Raw genomic sequence first — 18,087 nt, 5'->3', positions numbered from 1 at the left:
GAGGGCAGCCTCTCGCTTTTTTGTTTTTTCAGCACCGGTGGCCGGTTCAGACGCCGTATTGCGCCCGGTACGCCTTCACCGCAGCCAGATGCTGTTCCATGCTCGGCTGCTCAGCCAGATAAGTTACCACATCGCCCAGGGAGACAATCGAAATCACTTCGCAGCCAAAGTCGCGCTCGACTTCCTGGATCGCCGACAGCTCGCCCTTGCCTTTTTCCTGGCGGTCAATCGCCACCAACACCCCGGCCAGATCCGCGCCGTTGGCTTTGATAATTTCCATCGACTCACGGATCGCCGTCCCGGCCGTGATCACATCATCGACCAGCATCACCCGGCCTTCCAGCGCACTGCCAACCAGGTTGCCGCCTTCGCCGTGCGCTTTGGCTTCCTTGCGGTTAAAGCAGTATGGGGTATCGACATCATGGTGATCGGCCAGCGCCACCGCGGTCGTTGTAGCAATCGGGATCCCCTTGTAGGCCGGGCCGAACAGCACGTCATAGTCAATCCCGGCATCCACCAAAGCTTCAGCGTAAAAACGGCCCAGACGCGCCAAATCGCGCCCTGTATTGAACAACCCGGCATTAAAGAAATACGGGCTTTGACGGCCGGATTTCAGAGTAAACTCACCAAATTTCAGCACCCCTTTCTCCAGGGCAAATTCGATGAACTGACGCTGATATGCTTTCATGGTTTCTCCTTATGTATGCGATTTATTGTTCCGCTAGTGCTATCACACAATTCAGCTGTGCTTATCCATGACGACAGCTTGTTCAAGAGCAAAGAGAAAGCGCGGAGTTTATAAACATAAATGAGCACTTTCGATGCAGATATTGGTCAAGCTGACACAATGGATAAATACAGCACAAAAAAAACGGCTCCAACAGGAACCGCTTCAAAATCAATTTTCCAGCGCTCGCTTCTGAACGCTGATGATGTCGGCAATGCCATCTTTGGCCAACGCCAGCATCGACAACAGCTCCTCATGGCTGAATGCCTCGCCTTCCGCGGTGCCCTGGATCTCAATCATCTTGCCGGCTTCGGTCATCACCACATTCATGTCAGTTTCGGCAGCCGAGTCTTCGGCATAATCGAGATCACACACCGCTTCGCCGTTGTAGATCCCCACCGACACGGCCGCGACCATCTGCTTCAGCGGGCTGGCTTTCAGCATACCATTGGCCAGCATGTAGTTAATGGCATCAACCAGCGCCACCATCGCCCCGGTAATGGATGCCGTACGCGTGCCGCCGTCAGCCTGGATCACGTCACAATCGACGGTGATCATCTGCTCGCCCAGCGCTTTCAGATCCACTGCGGCGCGCAGGCTACGCGCGATCAGGCGCTGAATTTCCATCGTCCGGCCACCCTGTTTGCCGCTGGCCGCCTCGCGACGATTGCGCGAATGGGTCGCACGCGGCAGCATGCCATATTCTGCGGTCACCCAGCCTTGCCCTTTGCCCTTGAGCCAACGCGGTACATTCTCTTCCACACTGGCGGTACAAATCACTTTGGTATTACCAAACTCAACCAGTACCGACCCTTCAGCATGGGCGGTGAACTGGCGCGTGATGGTGATGGGGCGGACTTGGTTATTCGCTCTTTCGCTTGGACGCATCGGGGTTACCTTTGGCTTGCGGACATTAACCGGCGATTATAGACAGATCTGCCAGCCGGTGCACGCACTTCCATCCGCCCGAGCGCCGCGGCTACATTTCCTTTATCGCCCCGGGTGCGTATAATCAAGGCACTGTTCGAGCTACGCACTGAACTAACTGAAATACCCGCTTTCCGCGCCCGGTGCGCCGCAAGCGAAATCGTAGCTCCTTTCTCTATCAAGCAAAGGGCCATCAGCCAATGATCCACAGCATGACCGCCTATGCCCGTCGCGAAGTCAAAGGCGACTGGGGTACTGCCGTGTGGGAAATCCGCTCGGTAAACCAACGTTATCTGGAAACTTATCTGCGCCTGCCGGAGCAATTCCGTAGCCTGGAGCCGGTGCTACGCGAGCGTTTTCGCAAACGTCTGGCCCGCGGCAAGGTCGAATGCAGCCTGCGCTTTGAAGCCAACCCGGCCGCCAGCTGCGACCTGCGGATCAATGAAGCGCTGGCCAAACAGGTGATCCAGGCAGCGACCTGGGTCAAAGACACCGCCGGGGAAGGCAGCATCAGCCCGTTCCAGGTGCTGAACTGGCCGGGTGTGATGGAAGCCCCGGAGCAGGATCTCGATGCCATCAACCAGGAGTTGCTGGCCGGCTTTGATGAAACCCTGACGGACTTTATCGCCGCCCGTGCCAGCGAAGGGGACAACATGAAGGCCCTGATCGAGCAGCGCCTGGACGCCATTGCCGTTGAGGCCGACAAAGTGCGCCAGCAGATGCCGGAGATCATCAACTGGCAGCGCGAGCGCCTGACCACCCGCTTCGAAGAAGCCAAAGTTGAGCTGGATCCGACCCGCATCGAGCAAGAGCTGATCCTGATGGCGCAGAAAGTTGATGTCGCCGAAGAGCTGGACCGCCTGGACTCACACGTCAAGGAAACCCGCAAGATCATGAAAAAAGGCGGCGCCTGTGGCCGTCGCCTCGACTTCATGATGCAGGAATTCAACCGCGAATCGAACACTCTGGCGTCGAAGTCGATCAACGCCGACATCACCGCGTCCGCCGTGGAGCTCAAAGTGCTGATCGAGCAGATGCGCGAGCAGATCCAGAACATTGAATAAGGTTTAACTCGGTTTCCAATCGTTCAAAAGCTCACGCAAGCCCCCGTAAAAAGGGGCTTTTTTATTTCCTTTTGCATTCGCTTGTTTCCCACTGTTAATGATAAAGTGATGACACGGATGATGACACAAGCCAATCACAGTTCAAAATTGGCTGCCAATAACAACTCTGTGTCATCTTTTTTGGAAGTGCTGATGAATAACAAACAACTGGATGCTTTAATCAAGGCAAAGCAAGACACACAGAAAACTGTCGATCGAGGACTAACCTTTCGGATTGCTAGGGGCAAACCTTCTTGGGTCGTCAAATATACGCTTAGGGGAAAACGGGCACAGATCGCGCTACCCCATGCCTACCCAAAATGCTCAATTACTGAAGCAAAGCGGCTGGCACTGGACATCAGAGCCAAAGTGAAAGACGGTATCGACCCAAAGGCTGAAAGAGCAAAGGCTCAGAAGATCGAAATAGGGAACGTTAATGAACTATTTGAAGACTGGTTCGAACACGACATTCAAAAACGGCTAAAGCACCCTGAGATTCCCAAACGGATATACACAAAAGAAATAAAGCCCTACCTCGGCCATTTTGCCGTTGTGGATGTTACACCTACTGATATACGTGTCATTCTGCAGGAAGTGAGCGCTTCAGGTCGTCCTTCTACCACGAACCAAACTTTGATGTATGCAAAGCAAATGTTTCGCCATGCCGTAAAGCTGAACCTGATTGTCTTTAACCCTGCTCAGCCATTTACCCAGAACGATGCTGGTGGTATTCAAGAATCACGAGAACGATTTCTAACAGAAAGTGATATACAGAAAACCTTTGCGACCTTCCGCCAACACAAGGACATCTTCACAAGGGAGAATTATCTCGCCTGCTGCCTGCTGCTTTGTCTTGGCGTACGCAAAACCGAATTAACTTCAGCACAATGGAAAGACTTTGACCTAGAGAACGGCCTTTGGTACATGCCAGAAGATAACAAGGTCAACACTGCAATAACCATCCCGCTGCCTGATCTCGTACTCACTTGGCTAGAGGAGCTGCGCATACGTGCTTGTGGATCTGATTATGTGTTCCCTGCCCGACGGGCCAGTAAGCGCAGGGGGTACATCTCCGACGACACATTGAATCATGCTCTTGCCAAACTATTTGGCAAAAAAGTGGATAGTAAAAAGAAACCTTACCCCAACTACCTGGGGCAAGCAGGCGTTGAACACTTCACCATCCACGACTTACGACGAACCTGTCGCACCCTGCTTTCAAGCCTTAACGTAGCGGGACATATTGCTGAACGATGCCTCAACCATTCAGTAAAAAACAAGCACAGCAGTACGGAGGCCATTTATGACCGCCACGATTTTCTTGATGAGCGTCGGGAAGCTCTCGACAAGCTGGCCGAAAAACTAGCCCCTTATTTGGTTTAACAAGACACATGCAAAGTAAGCAATACAGCAAACACGCAATTTTGGCTGACAAACTGCAAGAACAACCTAGCTTGGCTGTTATGGCACAAATTACCGCTTGGTTTAACAAGCGCAACTATAGCTTTGCCACCAAGCAAGATGAGCTCGGCTATGCCCGTGAGCTGGAAATACGCCTGCATATCCTACAAAACCTCACTTTCCACCAGCTTTATGTCAGCCAAGCTGATAATGGTGTGATGCAGTATTGGAAATTTTCCTGCTTATCCGGCAATGCCAACTTGGCCAGCTTTGAGCGCGATAATGCAAAGCCGCAAGGAAATCTGGTCACTACAGAGAAACCAGACAACCTGCAATACCGACATGAACTAGCCAACCTCTTCAAGGAACCGCTGCCAGAACTTGTTGCTAACCCTACCCTTGAAGAAATTCAAGCCCACTCAGAACACGTGCAGCTAGTGCTAAAACGGCAAGAGTACCTATGCCCGATTAAAGAAAATGATCAGCAAATCCTGCTATCCGTGAACCTTGCTGGTGGTAGTAACAAAGCCATCCTGAATGAGCTCCAACTCACCCTCAACATGCTAAGGGACCAACTGGCTGTACCTGAACCCGCAGTTACCAAGCGGGCCCGAGACAACAAGACTTTGGCTCCTTACGTCAACAAACATGCCCTCGAATATCTCGACCTGCTAATTTACTGCATTCACCCCATGATGACGGAAACCGAATCTAAGGCACTTGCCAGCAATAACACAACGCTCCTAAGGCCCGCCCCTCGACATATCTGGGAGTTAACCGATAGCCAGATTGCCCAGCTCATAGATCAGCTAGAGCTCGACAGTGAAACTATCAAAAAATGGCGTGTCCGTACCTTTGAGAAAAAACTGCTGGATAGCGAATACATCCGTGCTTGCCTGCTATCGGTAAAGACTGAAGCACTCCTATAACTCTTCAACAGCTTTGTCGGGGACAGAATTATTTTTTTATGTGTCCCCGACAACTCCACCACCAAACCGCATCATGACTTCAACAAGTAGAAACAAAGAGAGTCAAATGATGACAAGCCTTCCCCAACAAGACCGTTTCATCCGTGAGCCAGAACGCCTAAAGCTAACGACCATTTCCCGCACCCAAGCGTGGAAGCTGGAAAAACAAGGGCTATTTCCCAAGCGCATCCGCTTAGGAAGTCGCTCTGTTGCATGGCGCTTGTCGGAAATATCAGATTGGTTGAATAGCCAGCAACAGGTAGAAAGCCATGACTAAAACCCGTTATTTCGATTTCAGTCGTGAGATGACCAAAGGCGGAGACATCCAGATTATTTCAAAGAAAGAGCTGACAGGGCTGCTTGGTCGAAGTCCTTCAACAGTGTCGCGGATGATTGAGGATGGGCGGTTGCCCGAGCCATTACGTACGCCTAAAGGGAATATCAGTGGATGGTTGTCCTCAACTCTTACTCAATGGCTTAAAGAACAGCGCGGATAATTTAAGACCTTTTGAAGCCGACGGGAGCACATTGCTCCCTCTTTTTTACCTTCAATTGACGCCTTTTGGTGGCTTTTGAAGATAAAACCCAACTTTATGATGGCCCGAAATTTAACGCAAAGCCGCTGCCCATGCGGCTACGGACCTAATTGGCCATCAATGACATGCAGGTTACTTGATATTGTATGTGCCAGATTGCCCTCCACCCGTCAAAACCTTACTTAGCATTCTTTCCATATCAAGAAGGTCATCACCTGATCTTTTACAAGAAGGGAGGGATCATAAAAGAAATCCTAAATAAGGCCTTCGGCCAGCTAGATGCCATGCTGAGTCATTACACCAAGGTCACGGTCATTCTGCTTCAGCTACACCAAGCCAATCCCACCCAAGGCAGCAAACCTTTAACTACCATGCTTGCAAGGTTGAAAGCAAAGCTCCAGAAGCACTACGGCAGCCAGGTCGGCTATTTCTGGGTCAGGGAGCAGAACAAGGCGGAATCACAACACTACCACATGGCTATCATGCTGAATGGACACAAGTGCCAACGAAGCAAGCTAGTGGATATTGCAACTCAAACATATTGGGAAAACATGCACCCCGATAACTTTAGCTTCCGGGTACGTAACCGTATCTATCGAATCCGCCCAGACGATAATGGCAGCGAACTACGGGCTACTCGAATGCGTCTGAGCTACATGGCCAAAAAGGAAGGGAAGAGCCAGTTTATGTCCTACACACACTCTTTTGGTTGTAGTCGGTTGCGCAAGAAAGTGCGCAATTGAACCACGTAAATTCAAAATCCCAAACGAACCCCATGAACCGAACACCGAATGGCAGCCAAGACGTTACGAGCGATCCTTTCTCATGCTCATTGCGCAGCTGCACAACTATTGGAATAAAGAAAAATGGCTCAACGATTCAACCTTCAATCTCTCCCTCAATGTGGAGCAAAAACCCGCAACGGTACCCCTTGTAAGCGAAAGGGAAACTTGCGAAATGGACGCTGCAAACTCCACGGTGGCAATTCAACAGGAGCTACAACAGAGTATGGAAAAATAGTATCTCGGATGAATGCTTACAAAGATTTCCCTGACTGGTACTTTGGAAAACCAGTAAAAAAGGAGTACGTTGTGCGAGCATTAGCCAGTTACGAAAAGCTGGTGGAACTGATGATGAACAAACCTATTGACTGGCCGAGCGTACATCAAGTCGTCGAGAAAGATCAGATACCGTTGGAAATGCTGAAATACTACATCATGTACACCGTTACGCCTGAAGCCTTAATCATTATCCAATCAGCTCTTGATGCCTATTACCAAGACAAAAGACAATCACACCTCGCTTTCCATGTTTACGAGCCTATGGTGATGTTTCATAAGTTATTCCGTGAGCTGACAAAACCCCAGAGAGATTACTTGGATAATTGGTTTCGCCAGTACAAATTGCCTTGGGAATAACCAAGTTAGTTATGACATCCGTAGTTACTCTTGCTTGATCTTATATTTGTCAAACTGCTGACCACTGTCACTTAAAACACAACAACTCACACTTTAACTGGTTGCACATAAACCATATCATCAAACATTGGGCTAGCTCAGAAAGCCTCCCTGCACACATTACTTGTATAGAGATCACATCTTATGGCAAGCCATATTCCATTAGATCGGCAATTTTCCCCCGTCCCCTCAAGTCAAGAAGATGCGGAGGAAAACGAAATTCTCTCGGCTTGGGGTCATGTTAAACCCAAGTCTTGGGATGATATGGACCGTGAGTTTCGGTGTGTCATTTTAGCTGAAGCCGGTGCAGGAAAAACTGAAGAATTGCGTCAACGAGCTAGAGCACTTGAAAGCCTTGGGAAACCATCCTTTTTTATCCGCATTGAGGAGATCGAAAGCGACTTCTATAAGGCTTTTGAGATAGGGGAGGAAGATCAATTTCAAACATGGTTGGAATCGACTGACGAAGCTTGGTTTTACCTGGATTCTGTCGATGAGGCACGACTTGAAAATCCAAGAGCCTTTGAAAAATCACTTCGCCGCTTTGCCAAAGGTATAGCAAAAGGTGCTCACAGAGCACACATCTATCTTTCCAGTCGGCCGTACGCATGGCGTCCAAGAGAAGATCGAAGACTCATGGATGAAATTCTGTTTATTGCGGCCCCAAAGGAAGGAAAGGAAGATAAAAAAAATCAACAAGATGAACCACAAAGCGCACTCACAATCTACACTATGCGCCACTTGGATGTTGAAAGAGTTCGACGCTTTTGTACAGCTCGTTCGGCGAAAGAGATCGGCCGTTTGGTACATGAAATTGAGCGTGCCAATCTTTGGAGTCTAGCAGAACGCCCATTTGATCTCGAAGGTATCCTGGCTAAATGGGACTCGGACAAAGCCCTAGGTGGTCGGCAGGAGTTACTCCGCCACAACATTGATAAACGACTTCGAGATGATCACAACAGTGATCGGGCCCAGCGCCAACCTCTAAATATTAATAGGGCAAAAGATGGCGCACGTCGATTGGCCGCCGCAGTTGTGCTAAGTGGTAAAGCTGGTCTCAATGTACCCGATGTGACATCAGTCAAACCCGGCATCGAAGCAGAGTCTGTCCTCTCTGATTGGGATCCCAAAGAAGTTCGCGCGCTATTAGAACGCGGTATTTTCAATGACATTATTTATGGAGCGGTGCGGTTTCGGCACAGGGATGTCCGCGAATTACTTGCGGCTGAATGGTTTGAAAAGTTGCTAAAGTCTGGCAATAGTCGCAATTCGGTCGAAGCTCTATTCTTCCGCGAGCAATATGGGGAGAAAATCGTTACTCCTAGGCTTCGACCAATTTTACCATGGCTTATCCTACTTGATAGTGATATCCGGCGCAGGGCACTGGAAATTCATCCTGAAATTGCCGTGGAAAGCGGCGAACCATCCAAACTACCTCTGCCGGAAAGAAAAAAAATTCTAACGGACATTGTCAGGCGAATTGTTTCGAATACAGATGGCCGCTCTGCGCGAGATAATAGCGCAATTGCCCGGATCGCCAATTCAGACCTCGCAGAAGACACGCTGCAGCTCATAGAAGAATATTGTGATAACGATGATGCAATCTTCTTCCTCGGAAGGCTGGTATGGCAGGGAGATATGGCAAATTGCATTTACCCTTTACTTACCATTGCGATAGATAGTTCTCGAGATATATACGCCCGGATTGCATCTGCACGCGCAGTAATGACTTGTGGCTCTATCGAGCAGAAAGAAAGTCTGTGGCAAAGGCTTAACGAAAGCGATGCCCAGATTCCCAACGATTTGCTTGCGGAGGTGGTCGAAGAGGCAAATGCGGATAGCCACAGTATCAAACAGCTGCTAAATTCACTAGATAAATTAGCACCTTATAGTAGTTATGAAAGCAGTTCTCTCTGTCACACTCTTCATGAATTTGTCGAACGATTACCTGTAGGCGACAACCACAAGTCCATACCTCAGCTGCTTGAAGGATTGAAAAGCTATCTCGACAGACAGCCATATGTTGAGCGTCGAGAATGTCATGTTTCAAAGGAACATGCCTGGCTTCTTAGTATCGCCATAAATGCGATAGAAAGACTGGTGAAAGCCAAAAATAATGAAGCTCTCAGGGTAACGTCACAATCCATTTTGTTGAAAGCTCCAGCTTTATATTATTGGCAGGGTGAAGATATCAGTGTTCATAAAAACGAATTAGGAGCACTTGTTCCCGATTGGCCTGAGCTCAATGATGCGCTCTATTGGGCCAGCATCGAACAAGCTCGGTCCGCTGAATCTTCAGACTCAAGGAAACGGTTAACAGATGATTGGTCGGTTTCCTGGCTTGGTCATTATTGGCATTATGATACGACTAGCCTACCGAGACTGCTCGACTACATGCGATCTCGTTCGCTTCAAGATGATAGGCTAATCGCTCTTAGCACTGCTTTTCGGGTTTATCAGCAAGCTGACAGAGCTGAGCACATTCTGACTCTGCTGAAAGATGCAGTTGCTGACGATCATGTCTTGCAAGAGCAATTGAACATTTTTCTAGATCCGCCGGTGTCTGAGGCGACAAGAAGGCGTGAAGAAAGACAAGCGCAATATCACCGAAAGCAGAAAGAGAAAAAAAGACAAGAAAAGCAGGCTCGAGATACGTGGATAGCGGAGTTACGCGCCAATCCAGAAAGAATCCACAATCCTCAAAATCTGAAGCCGGGAGATTTTTCCAACGACCAATATTTTCTGATGGTTGAATTAAATAAATATCGTACGGCAATGGATCGCTCCGCGTTCACGAACTGGCGCGCGCTGATCCCAGAATTTGGTGAAACTATCGCTTATGGCTATCGCCTGGCTGCAATGAAACACTGGCGTCAGTACAATCCGACGCTACGGTCGGAGGGTAAAGATAGAAGCAGTACTCCTTATTCATTGATCTTTGCCATGGCAGGTCTTGAGATGGAAGCTGCTAATTCTATTGGGTTTCCAGGCGATTTGGATGAAATGGAAGTTCGCCACGCATTACGCTATATCACATGGGGGCTCAATGGATTCCCTAGCTGGTTTGAACGTATGCATCAGGCATATCCTGACTTGGTCGAAGAAGCTGTGATTAAGGAGTTAGTTTGGGAACTTGATAACACAAGTTCATACAAGTCGATGCACTATATTCTGCATAAACTAGTCTACCATGCCCCCTGGCTGCATGTGTCCATTGCTCCCGTACTGCTGGAATGGGTGGAGGCTAACCCTACACGTCTAAACCCTAACCGACAATATTGCTTGCAAATACTAGTCAATGGTGAAACTGACTCGGATAAGCTATCAGAGCTGGCTAGCCAACAGATAGTACAGACTAATAACCCGGACGATATCTCATGGTGGTATGCGCTTCGCGTTGATTGCGATTCGGTAAATGGAATATCTGAATTAGAGCAATGGCTGTCAGGTCTCGATAAAGATACGGCGACGTATGCTGCCCAGGTTTTCATTACGACATTAATAGGAGATAGACATTCACGAAAAGGAGGAGCTAATGTTGGTCGTTTCTGTACAGCGATGCATCTAAAATCACTGTATACCCTAATGCATAGACACATTCGCGCAAAGGAAGACATCGACCGAAGTGGTGGAGGTGTGTATTCCCCAAAATTGCGTGATGATGCACAAGATGCACGCAGCAAGCTTTTTAACCTTCTATCGGAAATACCAGGTAAAGGAAGTTATACGGTCATCAGACAGTTAATCAATGAACACCCCGATCCAGATTATCGACCTTGGATGGAGAAGAGCGCCAACAAGCGCGCCGAAGAGGATGGTGATCTAGAACCTTGGTCTGCTGAACAGATCAGTGCCTTTAACACATCACAAACACTAATCCCAGCAACGCATCGTCAGCTCTTTGAACTGACTGTACATCGTTTACAAGATCTAAAAAACTGGCTGGAACGAGGAAACGACAGCCCTTGGCAGACCTGGCAGCGCACCAATAGTGAAACAGAGATGCGCACATTGATTGCCGGTTGGCTTCGACAACAAAGTCGAGACCAGTACACAATCGCGCAAGAACTTGAACTTGCTAACGCACAACGTATGGATATCTGTTTGCACAATACAAAGGTGCATTCTCCAGTGCCTATAGAACTAAAACTGCTCGATAAAAATTGGACAGGCCCAAAGCTTTGTGAGCGCTTGCGCAACCAGCTGGTGGGCGATTATCTACGAGAAGAAAGCGCCGGATGTGGTGTTTTTCTGTTGGTCTCACAGAGCACACTCGATAAGAGATGGATAATCAATAGCCGTCGTGTCGGGTTAGGCGAGCTAGCCTATGCTCTAAATTGTTATTGGCAGGACATCGCAAACGATTATCCTGGCGTAGAGGCAGTTGAAGTGATTGTCATCGACTTAGCTATGAGGGAACAAGTCTGCGACTCATGAACGAAAACGTATTTGGCTAATTACACATACAAAATAATTAATAAGGGCTGGTATAGGTTCTTGCCAACTGACAATTTAGTCTATTTTTCTAATCCAAACTAACCGAGTTGGGACTCTAGTCCTAACTCTTTTTGCCTCAAATGCATAACAATGTTCGATCACCTCACATTTGATGAAAAAGTGCCATATCGTATTGCTCAAGCCTTGACGCTAAAAAAACATTAAAAAAAAAGCTTATAAACCAGCCTCAAGCTTAAAACTAACGCCATCCTCATCTGACGGCTCATATTGAGAGTATTCTGTAAATACTTGTTTCAAAACACTCTCCGCTGTCACTGAGATCTCCCCAGTAGCTACGAAAATCTTCCCGACTGAAGTATCAAGGATAAGTTGACCATCACTAGCCCATAGTTGAGTAAGCTCTAAAGATTTCAATCGAAATTTTATTCCTTCGCTTTTATATAAAATATCTACTGAATTTTGTCCTAAAACCGACTTACTTATCACCAGCAAACTATCACCTATGCTTTCAATCACATACATAACATTATCCTCTTACTCAAAGATGAAATACGTATGAGCTTCACATAGTATAGAGTCCTGGTACAGAGATCACATCACCAGAAACCACTAGCCGAGCAGAGGTCATCTAACCATCTTCCCTTACTGAATAGTTCCGATTTTGCTGGTGGATCACCCACAGTTGAATACATCTAATCATTAAGCAGCACATTGATTTATAGGGCATTGGCCCACACTTAACGATGACACAAATGATGACACAAATGATTTTTACAGCATAAAATGAGCATGAAAGCACTATAAACACTGGCGTCATGAAATCTATTCGACAAACAGATCCAGAACATCGAATAAGCCAGCAACCTCAAAGTGCAACATTATAACCCAAGCCCTGAACCTTCAGGGCTTGTTTATGTCTGGCCCTCTTTATTTACGGACTCGCGCTTCTTCCTGGAGACGCTGCGGCAACGGGGCTTCGCCCCACTCGGCCAGCAAGGCTTCCTTAAACACCCGTAGTTTGGCCGAGTGCAGCTTCGAGGGTTGATGAACCAGCGACAACTGGTGCGCCGGGGGATTGAACTCGGTCAGGATCGGTTGCAGCTCGCCGCGTTCGATCGCCTCGCGGGCAAAGAACGCCATCACCTGCACCACCCCGACCCCGAGCCGCGCGGCATCGAGCAGCGGATCGCCGTGGTCGAACACCAGGTTGCCGTCCACATCCAACATTTTCTCCTGATCTGCCTCAGTGAAGCGCCAGCGCACCGGGCGCCCGGTATGCGGATTACGCACCCGCAGACAGTTATGCCCCGCCAGCTCATCCGGATGCATCGGGGTGCCATGCCGGGCCAGATAATCCGGCGAGGCGACCGTCTGCCAGGTCAGCGGCGCCAGCGGCCGGGCTATCAGGCGCTGATCCCGGATATTCCCCGTGCGTAGCACGGCATCGAACCCTTCTTCCACCAAATCGACGATGCGATCGCTCATCACCACCTCGATGTTCAGCTGCGGATGCTGCGCCAGCAACCGGGCCAGGATCGGCATCAGCACCACCCGCCCGAATGCCGACGGCGCACTGATCTTCAGCCGTCCCGAAGGCGAACTTCGGCGGTCCTGCAATGCCTGGCCGAGTGCCTCCAGATCGCCCAGCAGCGGGGCACTGCGCTCATAAAACACCATACCGTCTGGGGTCAGACTCAGGCGTCGGGTATTGCGGTGCAGCAGGCGCACCCCGAGCTGGTGCTCCAACCGGCTGACCGCACGGGAGACCCCGGACTGGGTCACCCCGAGCTGGGCCGCTGCATCGGTAAAGCTCAGACATTCGGCGACTTTGAGAAACTGGCGAATTGCATTGAGATCCATGATTTTATTCATTACTGAAAGGATAGTGACCGGGTTAATCAAACTTATTGCATAAGTGATACTAGTGCAAGTGACATCCACTCCATTACAAGGATCGCTTATGCACACCACCGCCAAACCGAGCATACCGGTTTCCGTTTATGTCCTGGCTCTGGGCATTTTCGCCATGATCAACTGCGAGCTGCAGGTGCTCGGCATGATGCCGCAGATGGCTCGGGATCTGGAGATCACCATCTCCCAAGTCGGCTATCTCGTCTCCATCTATGCCGCAGCCATGGCCCTCGGCGGCCCGCTGCTCACCCTGGGGCTGGGATCTCAACCGCCGAAGAAAACCTTCTACCTGCTGTTTGCCCTCTTCGTTATCGGTGAAATTCTGGGCGCCCTGGCCCAGGGCTATCCGATGCTGATCGTCTCGCGGCTGATCACCGGCGCCGTCTCCGGTGCCTTCTTCGGCACCGCGCTGGGCACCTGCCATCGCCTGGTGGCACCCGAGCTGGGGATCCGCGCCGTCGCCATCGTGCTGGCCGGGATCATGGTCGGCACCATTCTCGGCCTCCCGCTGGCCAGCCTGGTCGGCGAATATTACGGCTGGCGTGCCAGCTTCTGGTTCGTCGTCGCCTTAGCCGTGCTGGCAGCCCTGGGCACCGCCGCGCTGCTTCCCGCCTTACCTGCCGCCGCCAAAATTGGCCTGCGCCAGGAGCTGGCGGCATTTCGCAATCGGCAGCTCTGGTCAGTGTTTGCTACCAGTTTCTGTGTCATCGGTGCCACCTATGCTGCGTTCAGCTATTTCGTTCCCATCCTGACCCAGCTGACCGGTTTGGCGCACAACAGCGTGACCTGGCTGCTGTTTGCCTACGGGATCACCATGCTGATCGGTAATCACATCGTTGCCCGACTGGCCGGCCCGCGCAACCTGCGTATTCTCGCCACCGGCATGGTACTACACAGCCTGTTCCTGGTTCTGCTGGCCCTGCAGACCCATCAGTCCTGGGCAGCCGTCATCGCCGTGCTCGGGCTCGGCCTGACCGGGATCAGCATGAATCCGGCGATGGTCAGCCGGGTGATGCAGGTCCCGAACGGCGAGCGGCCGCTGGTCAACACCGTCCATGCGTCGGTGATCACCCTCGGGATCATGTTCGGCAGCTATGCCAGCGGGCAGGTGCTCGAATGGGGCTACAGCCTCCATTCACCGATGTGGGTCGGGATCGCGATAGCCATGACCGGCCTGCTGACCTTGCTGCTGGATCGCGCTCGCCCTGAAACGCCTGCCGCATCCGAGCCCCTAAGAGCCGGCGCTGCAACCCCAAGCACCCACCCGTAAACCGACACGCCGGGCGACACCGACGTCACGCCCCCGTTCGCCCGGCTCATCCACCGTTTTTGCCAAAAGCCATCTAGGATTAATATGATGCTGGTTAAATGTGAAAAAGATGATTTTTCAGGCAGGCAGAGAATTTCAATTCCCGGCGGATCGTGGTAATCTGCGCGCCCTTCTAGCACTGAGTGGATGAACAATGAGCAAAGGTACACTTTACATCGTGTCGGCCCCAAGTGGCGCGGGCAAATCGAGTTTGATCAACGCCCTTCTTGAAACCAACCCGACCTATGATATGAAGGTATCCGTCTCCCACACCACGCGCGGTATGCGTCCCGGCGAAGAGCACGGTGTTCATTACAATTTCGTCAGTGTCGAAGAGTTTACTGATCTGGTCGAGCAAGGCGCCTTTCTCGAGCATGCTGAAGTATTTGGCAACTATTACGGCACATCCCGTCCGTGGATTGAACAGCAGTTGGACAAAGGGATTGATGTCTTTCTGGATATCGACTGGCAGGGCGCACGTCAGATCCGCAAGCAAATGCCGCAAGCCAAGAGCCTGTTTATCCTGCCGCCTTCCAAGGAAGAGCTGGAGCGACGCCTCAATGCACGGGGTCAGGACAGCGATGCCGTGATCGAACGCCGGATGCAGGAAGCCCGCTCAGAGATCTCTCACTACGACGAGTACGACTATGTGATCGTCAATGACGATTTCGATGTCGCGCTGATGGACTTCAAAGCCATTATCCGTGCTGAGCGATTGAAGCAAGACAAACAAGCTGCTAAATATAACAGCATGATCACTGCCCTACTGGCGCAGCAGTAACTATTTTTGTACAATTTTCCATCTTTTATTTGTAGATAACCACTGGAGTCCTCCATGGCACGCGTAACCGTTCAAGACGCTGTTGATAAAATTGGCAACCGTTTCGATCTGATCCAAATTGCTTCACGCCGCGCTCGTCAGATGCAAACTGGCGGTAAGGATCCACTGGTTCCGGAAGAAAACGACAAGTACACCGTGATCGCCCTGCGCGAAATCGAAGAAGGTCTGATCACCAAAGACATCCTCGATGCCCGCGAGCGTCAGGAACTTCAAGAGCAAGAAGCGGCAGAGCTGGCAGCTGTGAGCGCGATTGCAGGCGACCAACGTTAATTCAGGGAACCGGGCGAATTGTATCTCTTTGATAGCCTGAAAGAAGTCGTCATCGAGTACCTGCCTGAGCCTCAAATTGAAGCGCTCAGGCAGGCGTACCTCGTTGCGCGCGATGCCCACGAAGGGCAAACCCGCTCCAGCGGCGAACCTTATATCATCCACCCGATTGCCGTAGCCCGGATCCTGGCGGAAATGCGCCTGGACTACGAAACACTGATGTCCGCGCTGCTGCATGACGTGATCGAAGATACCGAGGTCACCAAAGACGATCTCGACAGTCGCTTCGGCTCGACCGTGGCCGAGCTGGTCGATGGTGTCTCCAAGCTGGACAAACTCAAATTCCGCGACCGCAAAGAAGCGCAGGCGGAAAACTTCCGCAAAATGATCATGGCCATGGCCCATGATATCCGCGTGATCCTGATCAAGCTGGCCGACCGCACGCATAACATGCGCACCCTCGGTGCCCTGCGCCCGGACAAACGCCGCCGGATTGCCCGCGAAACCCTGGAAATCTTTGCCCCGCTGGCCCACCGACTGGGGATCCACAATATTAAAACCGAGCTCGAAGAGCTGGGTTTCGAAGCCCTTTACCCCAATCGCTACCGGGTGCTGAAAGAAGTCGTCGCCTCAGCGCGCGGCAACCGCAAAGAAATGATTAATAAGATCCACGCCGAAATTGAGGGCCGCCTCAAAGACGCGGGGATCGACGCCAAGGTGCTGGGACGCGAGAAGAACCTCTACTCCATCTATAACAAGATGAAGAGCAAGGAACAGCGCTTCCATTCCATCATGGATATCTACGCCTTCCGGGTGCTGGTCAAAGATCTCGATACCAGCTACCGGGTGCTGGGACAGGTCCACAACCTGTACAAGCCGCGCCCGAGCCGGATGAAAGACTACATCGCGATCCCGAAAGCCAACGGCTACCAGTCGCTGCACACCTCCCTGGTCGGCCCGCACGGGGTGCCGGTGGAAGTGCAGATCCGCACTGAAGATATGGATCAGATGGCAGACAAAGGCGTCGCCGCCCACTGGACTTACAAAGACGGGGAAAGCTCAGGCACCACCGCCCAGGTTAAGGCCCAGCGCTGGATGCAGAGCTTGCTGGAGCTGCAGCAAAGCGCCGGCAGCTCGTTCGAGTTTATCGAGAACGTCAAATCCGATCTGTTCCCGGATGAAATTTACGTCTTCACCCCGAAAGGCCGGATTGTCGAACTGCCGGTCGGCGCCACTGCGGTCGACTTCGCCTATGCGGTACATACCGATGTCGGCAATGCCTGTGTCGGTGCCCGGGTCGAGCGTCAGCCGTATCCGCTCAGCAAGCCGCTGAAAAACGGCCAGACCGTCGATATTATCTGTGCACCGGGTGCCCGCCCGAACGCTGCCTGGCTCAACTACGTGGTCACGTCCCGCGCCCGGACCAAGATCCGTCAGGTGCTGAAGACCATGCGCCGGGCTGAGTCGATCACCCTGGGTCGCCGCCTGCTCAACCATGCCCTGGGCGAGCTCAATATCGATCAGATTGACCCGGAGCATCTGGCGGAAACCCTCAGCGAGCTGCGCCTGAACACCCTCGACGATCTGCTGGCGGCCATTGGCCTCGGCGAGCGGATGAGTGTGGTGATCGCCCGCCGCCTGCTGGGCCGCAGCGAAGAGAGCAATAACAAACCGACCGCCCACTGCCTGCCGATCCGCGGCGCAGATGGCATCCTGCTGACTTTTGCCAACTGCTGTCACCCCATCCACGGTGACCCGATCATGGCCCATGTCAGCCCGGGCAAAGGCCTGGTGATCCACCGCGAGGAGTGTGCCAACATCCGGGGGTACCAGAAAGAGCCGGACAAATATATGCCGGTGGAGTGGAGCGAGGACTTCGAGCAGGAGTTTGTCACCAACCTCAAGGTGGATATGCAAAACCATCAGGGGGCGCTGGCCGATCTGACCAACACCATTGCCGCAACCGGCTCCAACATCCAGGGCCTGTCGACGGAAGAGAAAGATGGTCGCCTGTATACCATCACGGTACGGCTGACGACCAAAGGGCGGATCCACCTGGCGAATATTATGCGCCGGATCCGGGTAATGCCGAATGTGGTTCGGGTCTCTCGCCAGAAAAACTAAGGGTGATGACGCCGTTGACGTCTCCCCAACTCATGACCAACGCCCGTTCTCGGGCGTT

At 51.4% G+C, this 18,087-nt stretch carries 16 protein-coding genes; 12 read left to right on the top strand and 4 right to left on the bottom strand.

What is annotated here, in order from left to right; all coding sequences use genetic code 11:
• Nucleotides 1-46 precede the first annotated feature (46 nt).
• Together pyrE and rph are read right to left on the bottom strand one after the other, a co-directional pair.
• The gene (gene pyrE / locus NNL38_RS00750; protein ID WP_255389144.1) at nucleotides 47-688 is read right to left on the bottom strand and encodes an orotate phosphoribosyltransferase; all 642 of its coding nucleotides are present in this window, start codon (nucleotides 686-688) and stop codon (nucleotides 47-49) included.
• 210 nt (nucleotides 689-898) lie between these two features.
• Entirely contained in the window at nucleotides 899-1,615 is a 717-nt protein-coding gene (gene rph / locus NNL38_RS00745; RefSeq protein ID WP_255389143.1) for a ribonuclease PH, read from the bottom strand.
• Nucleotides 1,616-1,854: 239 nt separating this feature from the next.
• Here rph and NNL38_RS00740 point away from each other — a divergent pair, with 239 nt between their 5' ends.
• The 8 genes from NNL38_RS00740 (at nucleotide 1,855) to hyoA (ending at nucleotide 11,556) form a co-directional block, all read left to right on the top strand.
• Nucleotides 1,855-2,718, top strand: a complete 864-nt coding sequence (locus tag NNL38_RS00740) for a YicC/YloC family endoribonuclease (RefSeq protein WP_255389142.1) — start codon at nucleotides 1,855-1,857, stop codon at nucleotides 2,716-2,718.
• A gap of 108 nt (nucleotides 2,719-2,826) precedes the next feature.
• Nucleotides 2,827-4,140, top strand: a complete 1,314-nt coding sequence (locus tag NNL38_RS00735; RefSeq protein ID WP_255389141.1) for a tyrosine-type recombinase/integrase — start codon at nucleotides 2,827-2,829, stop codon at nucleotides 4,138-4,140.
• 8 nt (nucleotides 4,141-4,148) lie between these two features.
• Entirely contained in the window at nucleotides 4,149-5,087 is a 939-nt protein-coding gene (locus NNL38_RS00730; protein ID WP_255389140.1) for a DUF6387 family protein, read from the top strand.
• A gap of 106 nt (nucleotides 5,088-5,193) precedes the next feature.
• Complete coding sequence (locus NNL38_RS00725) at nucleotides 5,194-5,403, top strand: helix-turn-helix transcriptional regulator (RefSeq protein WP_255389139.1); 210 nt, start codon at nucleotides 5,194-5,196, stop codon at nucleotides 5,401-5,403.
• On the top strand, nucleotides 5,396-5,623 hold the full coding sequence (locus NNL38_RS00720) for a helix-turn-helix transcriptional regulator (RefSeq protein WP_255389138.1): 228 nt from the start codon (nucleotides 5,396-5,398) through the stop codon (nucleotides 5,621-5,623). The genes NNL38_RS00725 and NNL38_RS00720 overlap by 8 nt, the downstream gene beginning before the upstream one ends.
• A gap of 185 nt (nucleotides 5,624-5,808) precedes the next feature.
• A complete protein-coding gene (locus NNL38_RS00715; protein WP_255389137.1) occupies nucleotides 5,809-6,405 on the top strand; it encodes a YagK/YfjJ domain-containing protein in 597 nt (198 codons plus the stop codon).
• A gap of 123 nt (nucleotides 6,406-6,528) precedes the next feature.
• On the top strand, nucleotides 6,529-7,080 hold the full coding sequence (locus tag NNL38_RS00710; RefSeq protein ID WP_255389136.1) for an HGGxSTG domain-containing protein: 552 nt from the start codon (nucleotides 6,529-6,531) through the stop codon (nucleotides 7,078-7,080).
• A 183-nt stretch (nucleotides 7,081-7,263) separates the two neighbouring features.
• On the top strand, nucleotides 7,264-11,556 hold the full coding sequence (gene hyoA / locus NNL38_RS00705) for an NACHT domain-containing antiphage protein HyoA (protein ID WP_255389135.1): 4,293 nt from the start codon (nucleotides 7,264-7,266) through the stop codon (nucleotides 11,554-11,556).
• A 234-nt stretch (nucleotides 11,557-11,790) separates the two neighbouring features.
• Here the strand turns inward: hyoA and NNL38_RS00700 are convergent, their stop codons facing one another.
• The gene (locus NNL38_RS00700) at nucleotides 11,791-12,099 is read right to left on the bottom strand and encodes a hypothetical protein (protein ID WP_255389134.1); all 309 of its coding nucleotides are present in this window, start codon (nucleotides 12,097-12,099) and stop codon (nucleotides 11,791-11,793) included.
• Between the two features lie 405 nt (nucleotides 12,100-12,504).
• Complete coding sequence (locus NNL38_RS00695; protein WP_255389133.1) at nucleotides 12,505-13,437, bottom strand: LysR family transcriptional regulator; 933 nt, start codon at nucleotides 13,435-13,437, stop codon at nucleotides 12,505-12,507.
• Nucleotides 13,438-13,537: 100 nt separating this feature from the next.
• Here NNL38_RS00695 and NNL38_RS00690 point away from each other — a divergent pair, with 100 nt between their 5' ends.
• The 4 genes from NNL38_RS00690 (at nucleotide 13,538) to spoT (ending at nucleotide 18,029) form a co-directional block, all read left to right on the top strand.
• Nucleotides 13,538-14,758, top strand: coding sequence for an MFS transporter (locus NNL38_RS00690; protein WP_255389132.1), 1,221 nt, complete (start codon nucleotides 13,538-13,540; stop codon nucleotides 14,756-14,758).
• 193 nt (nucleotides 14,759-14,951) lie between these two features.
• A complete protein-coding gene (gmk, locus tag NNL38_RS00685) occupies nucleotides 14,952-15,578 on the top strand; it encodes a guanylate kinase (protein ID WP_255389131.1) in 627 nt (208 codons plus the stop codon).
• A 54-nt stretch (nucleotides 15,579-15,632) separates the two neighbouring features.
• Complete coding sequence (gene rpoZ / locus NNL38_RS00680) at nucleotides 15,633-15,908, top strand: DNA-directed RNA polymerase subunit omega (RefSeq protein ID WP_255389130.1); 276 nt, start codon at nucleotides 15,633-15,635, stop codon at nucleotides 15,906-15,908.
• Nucleotides 15,909-15,926: 18 nt separating this feature from the next.
• Nucleotides 15,927-18,029 (top strand): bifunctional GTP diphosphokinase/guanosine-3',5'-bis pyrophosphate 3'-pyrophosphohydrolase, encoded by a 2,103-nt coding sequence (gene spoT / locus NNL38_RS00675; protein ID WP_255389129.1) that lies wholly within the window; start codon nucleotides 15,927-15,929, stop codon nucleotides 18,027-18,029.
• Nucleotides 18,030-18,087: the final 58 nt, after the last annotated feature.

This window comes from Photobacterium atrarenae (assembly GCF_024380015.1).
Classification (GTDB): domain Bacteria; phylum Pseudomonadota; class Gammaproteobacteria; order Enterobacterales; family Vibrionaceae; genus Photobacterium; species Photobacterium atrarenae.
Note: the sequence above shows the minus strand (reverse complement) of the source record. Positions and strands in the feature narration are given on the sequence as shown.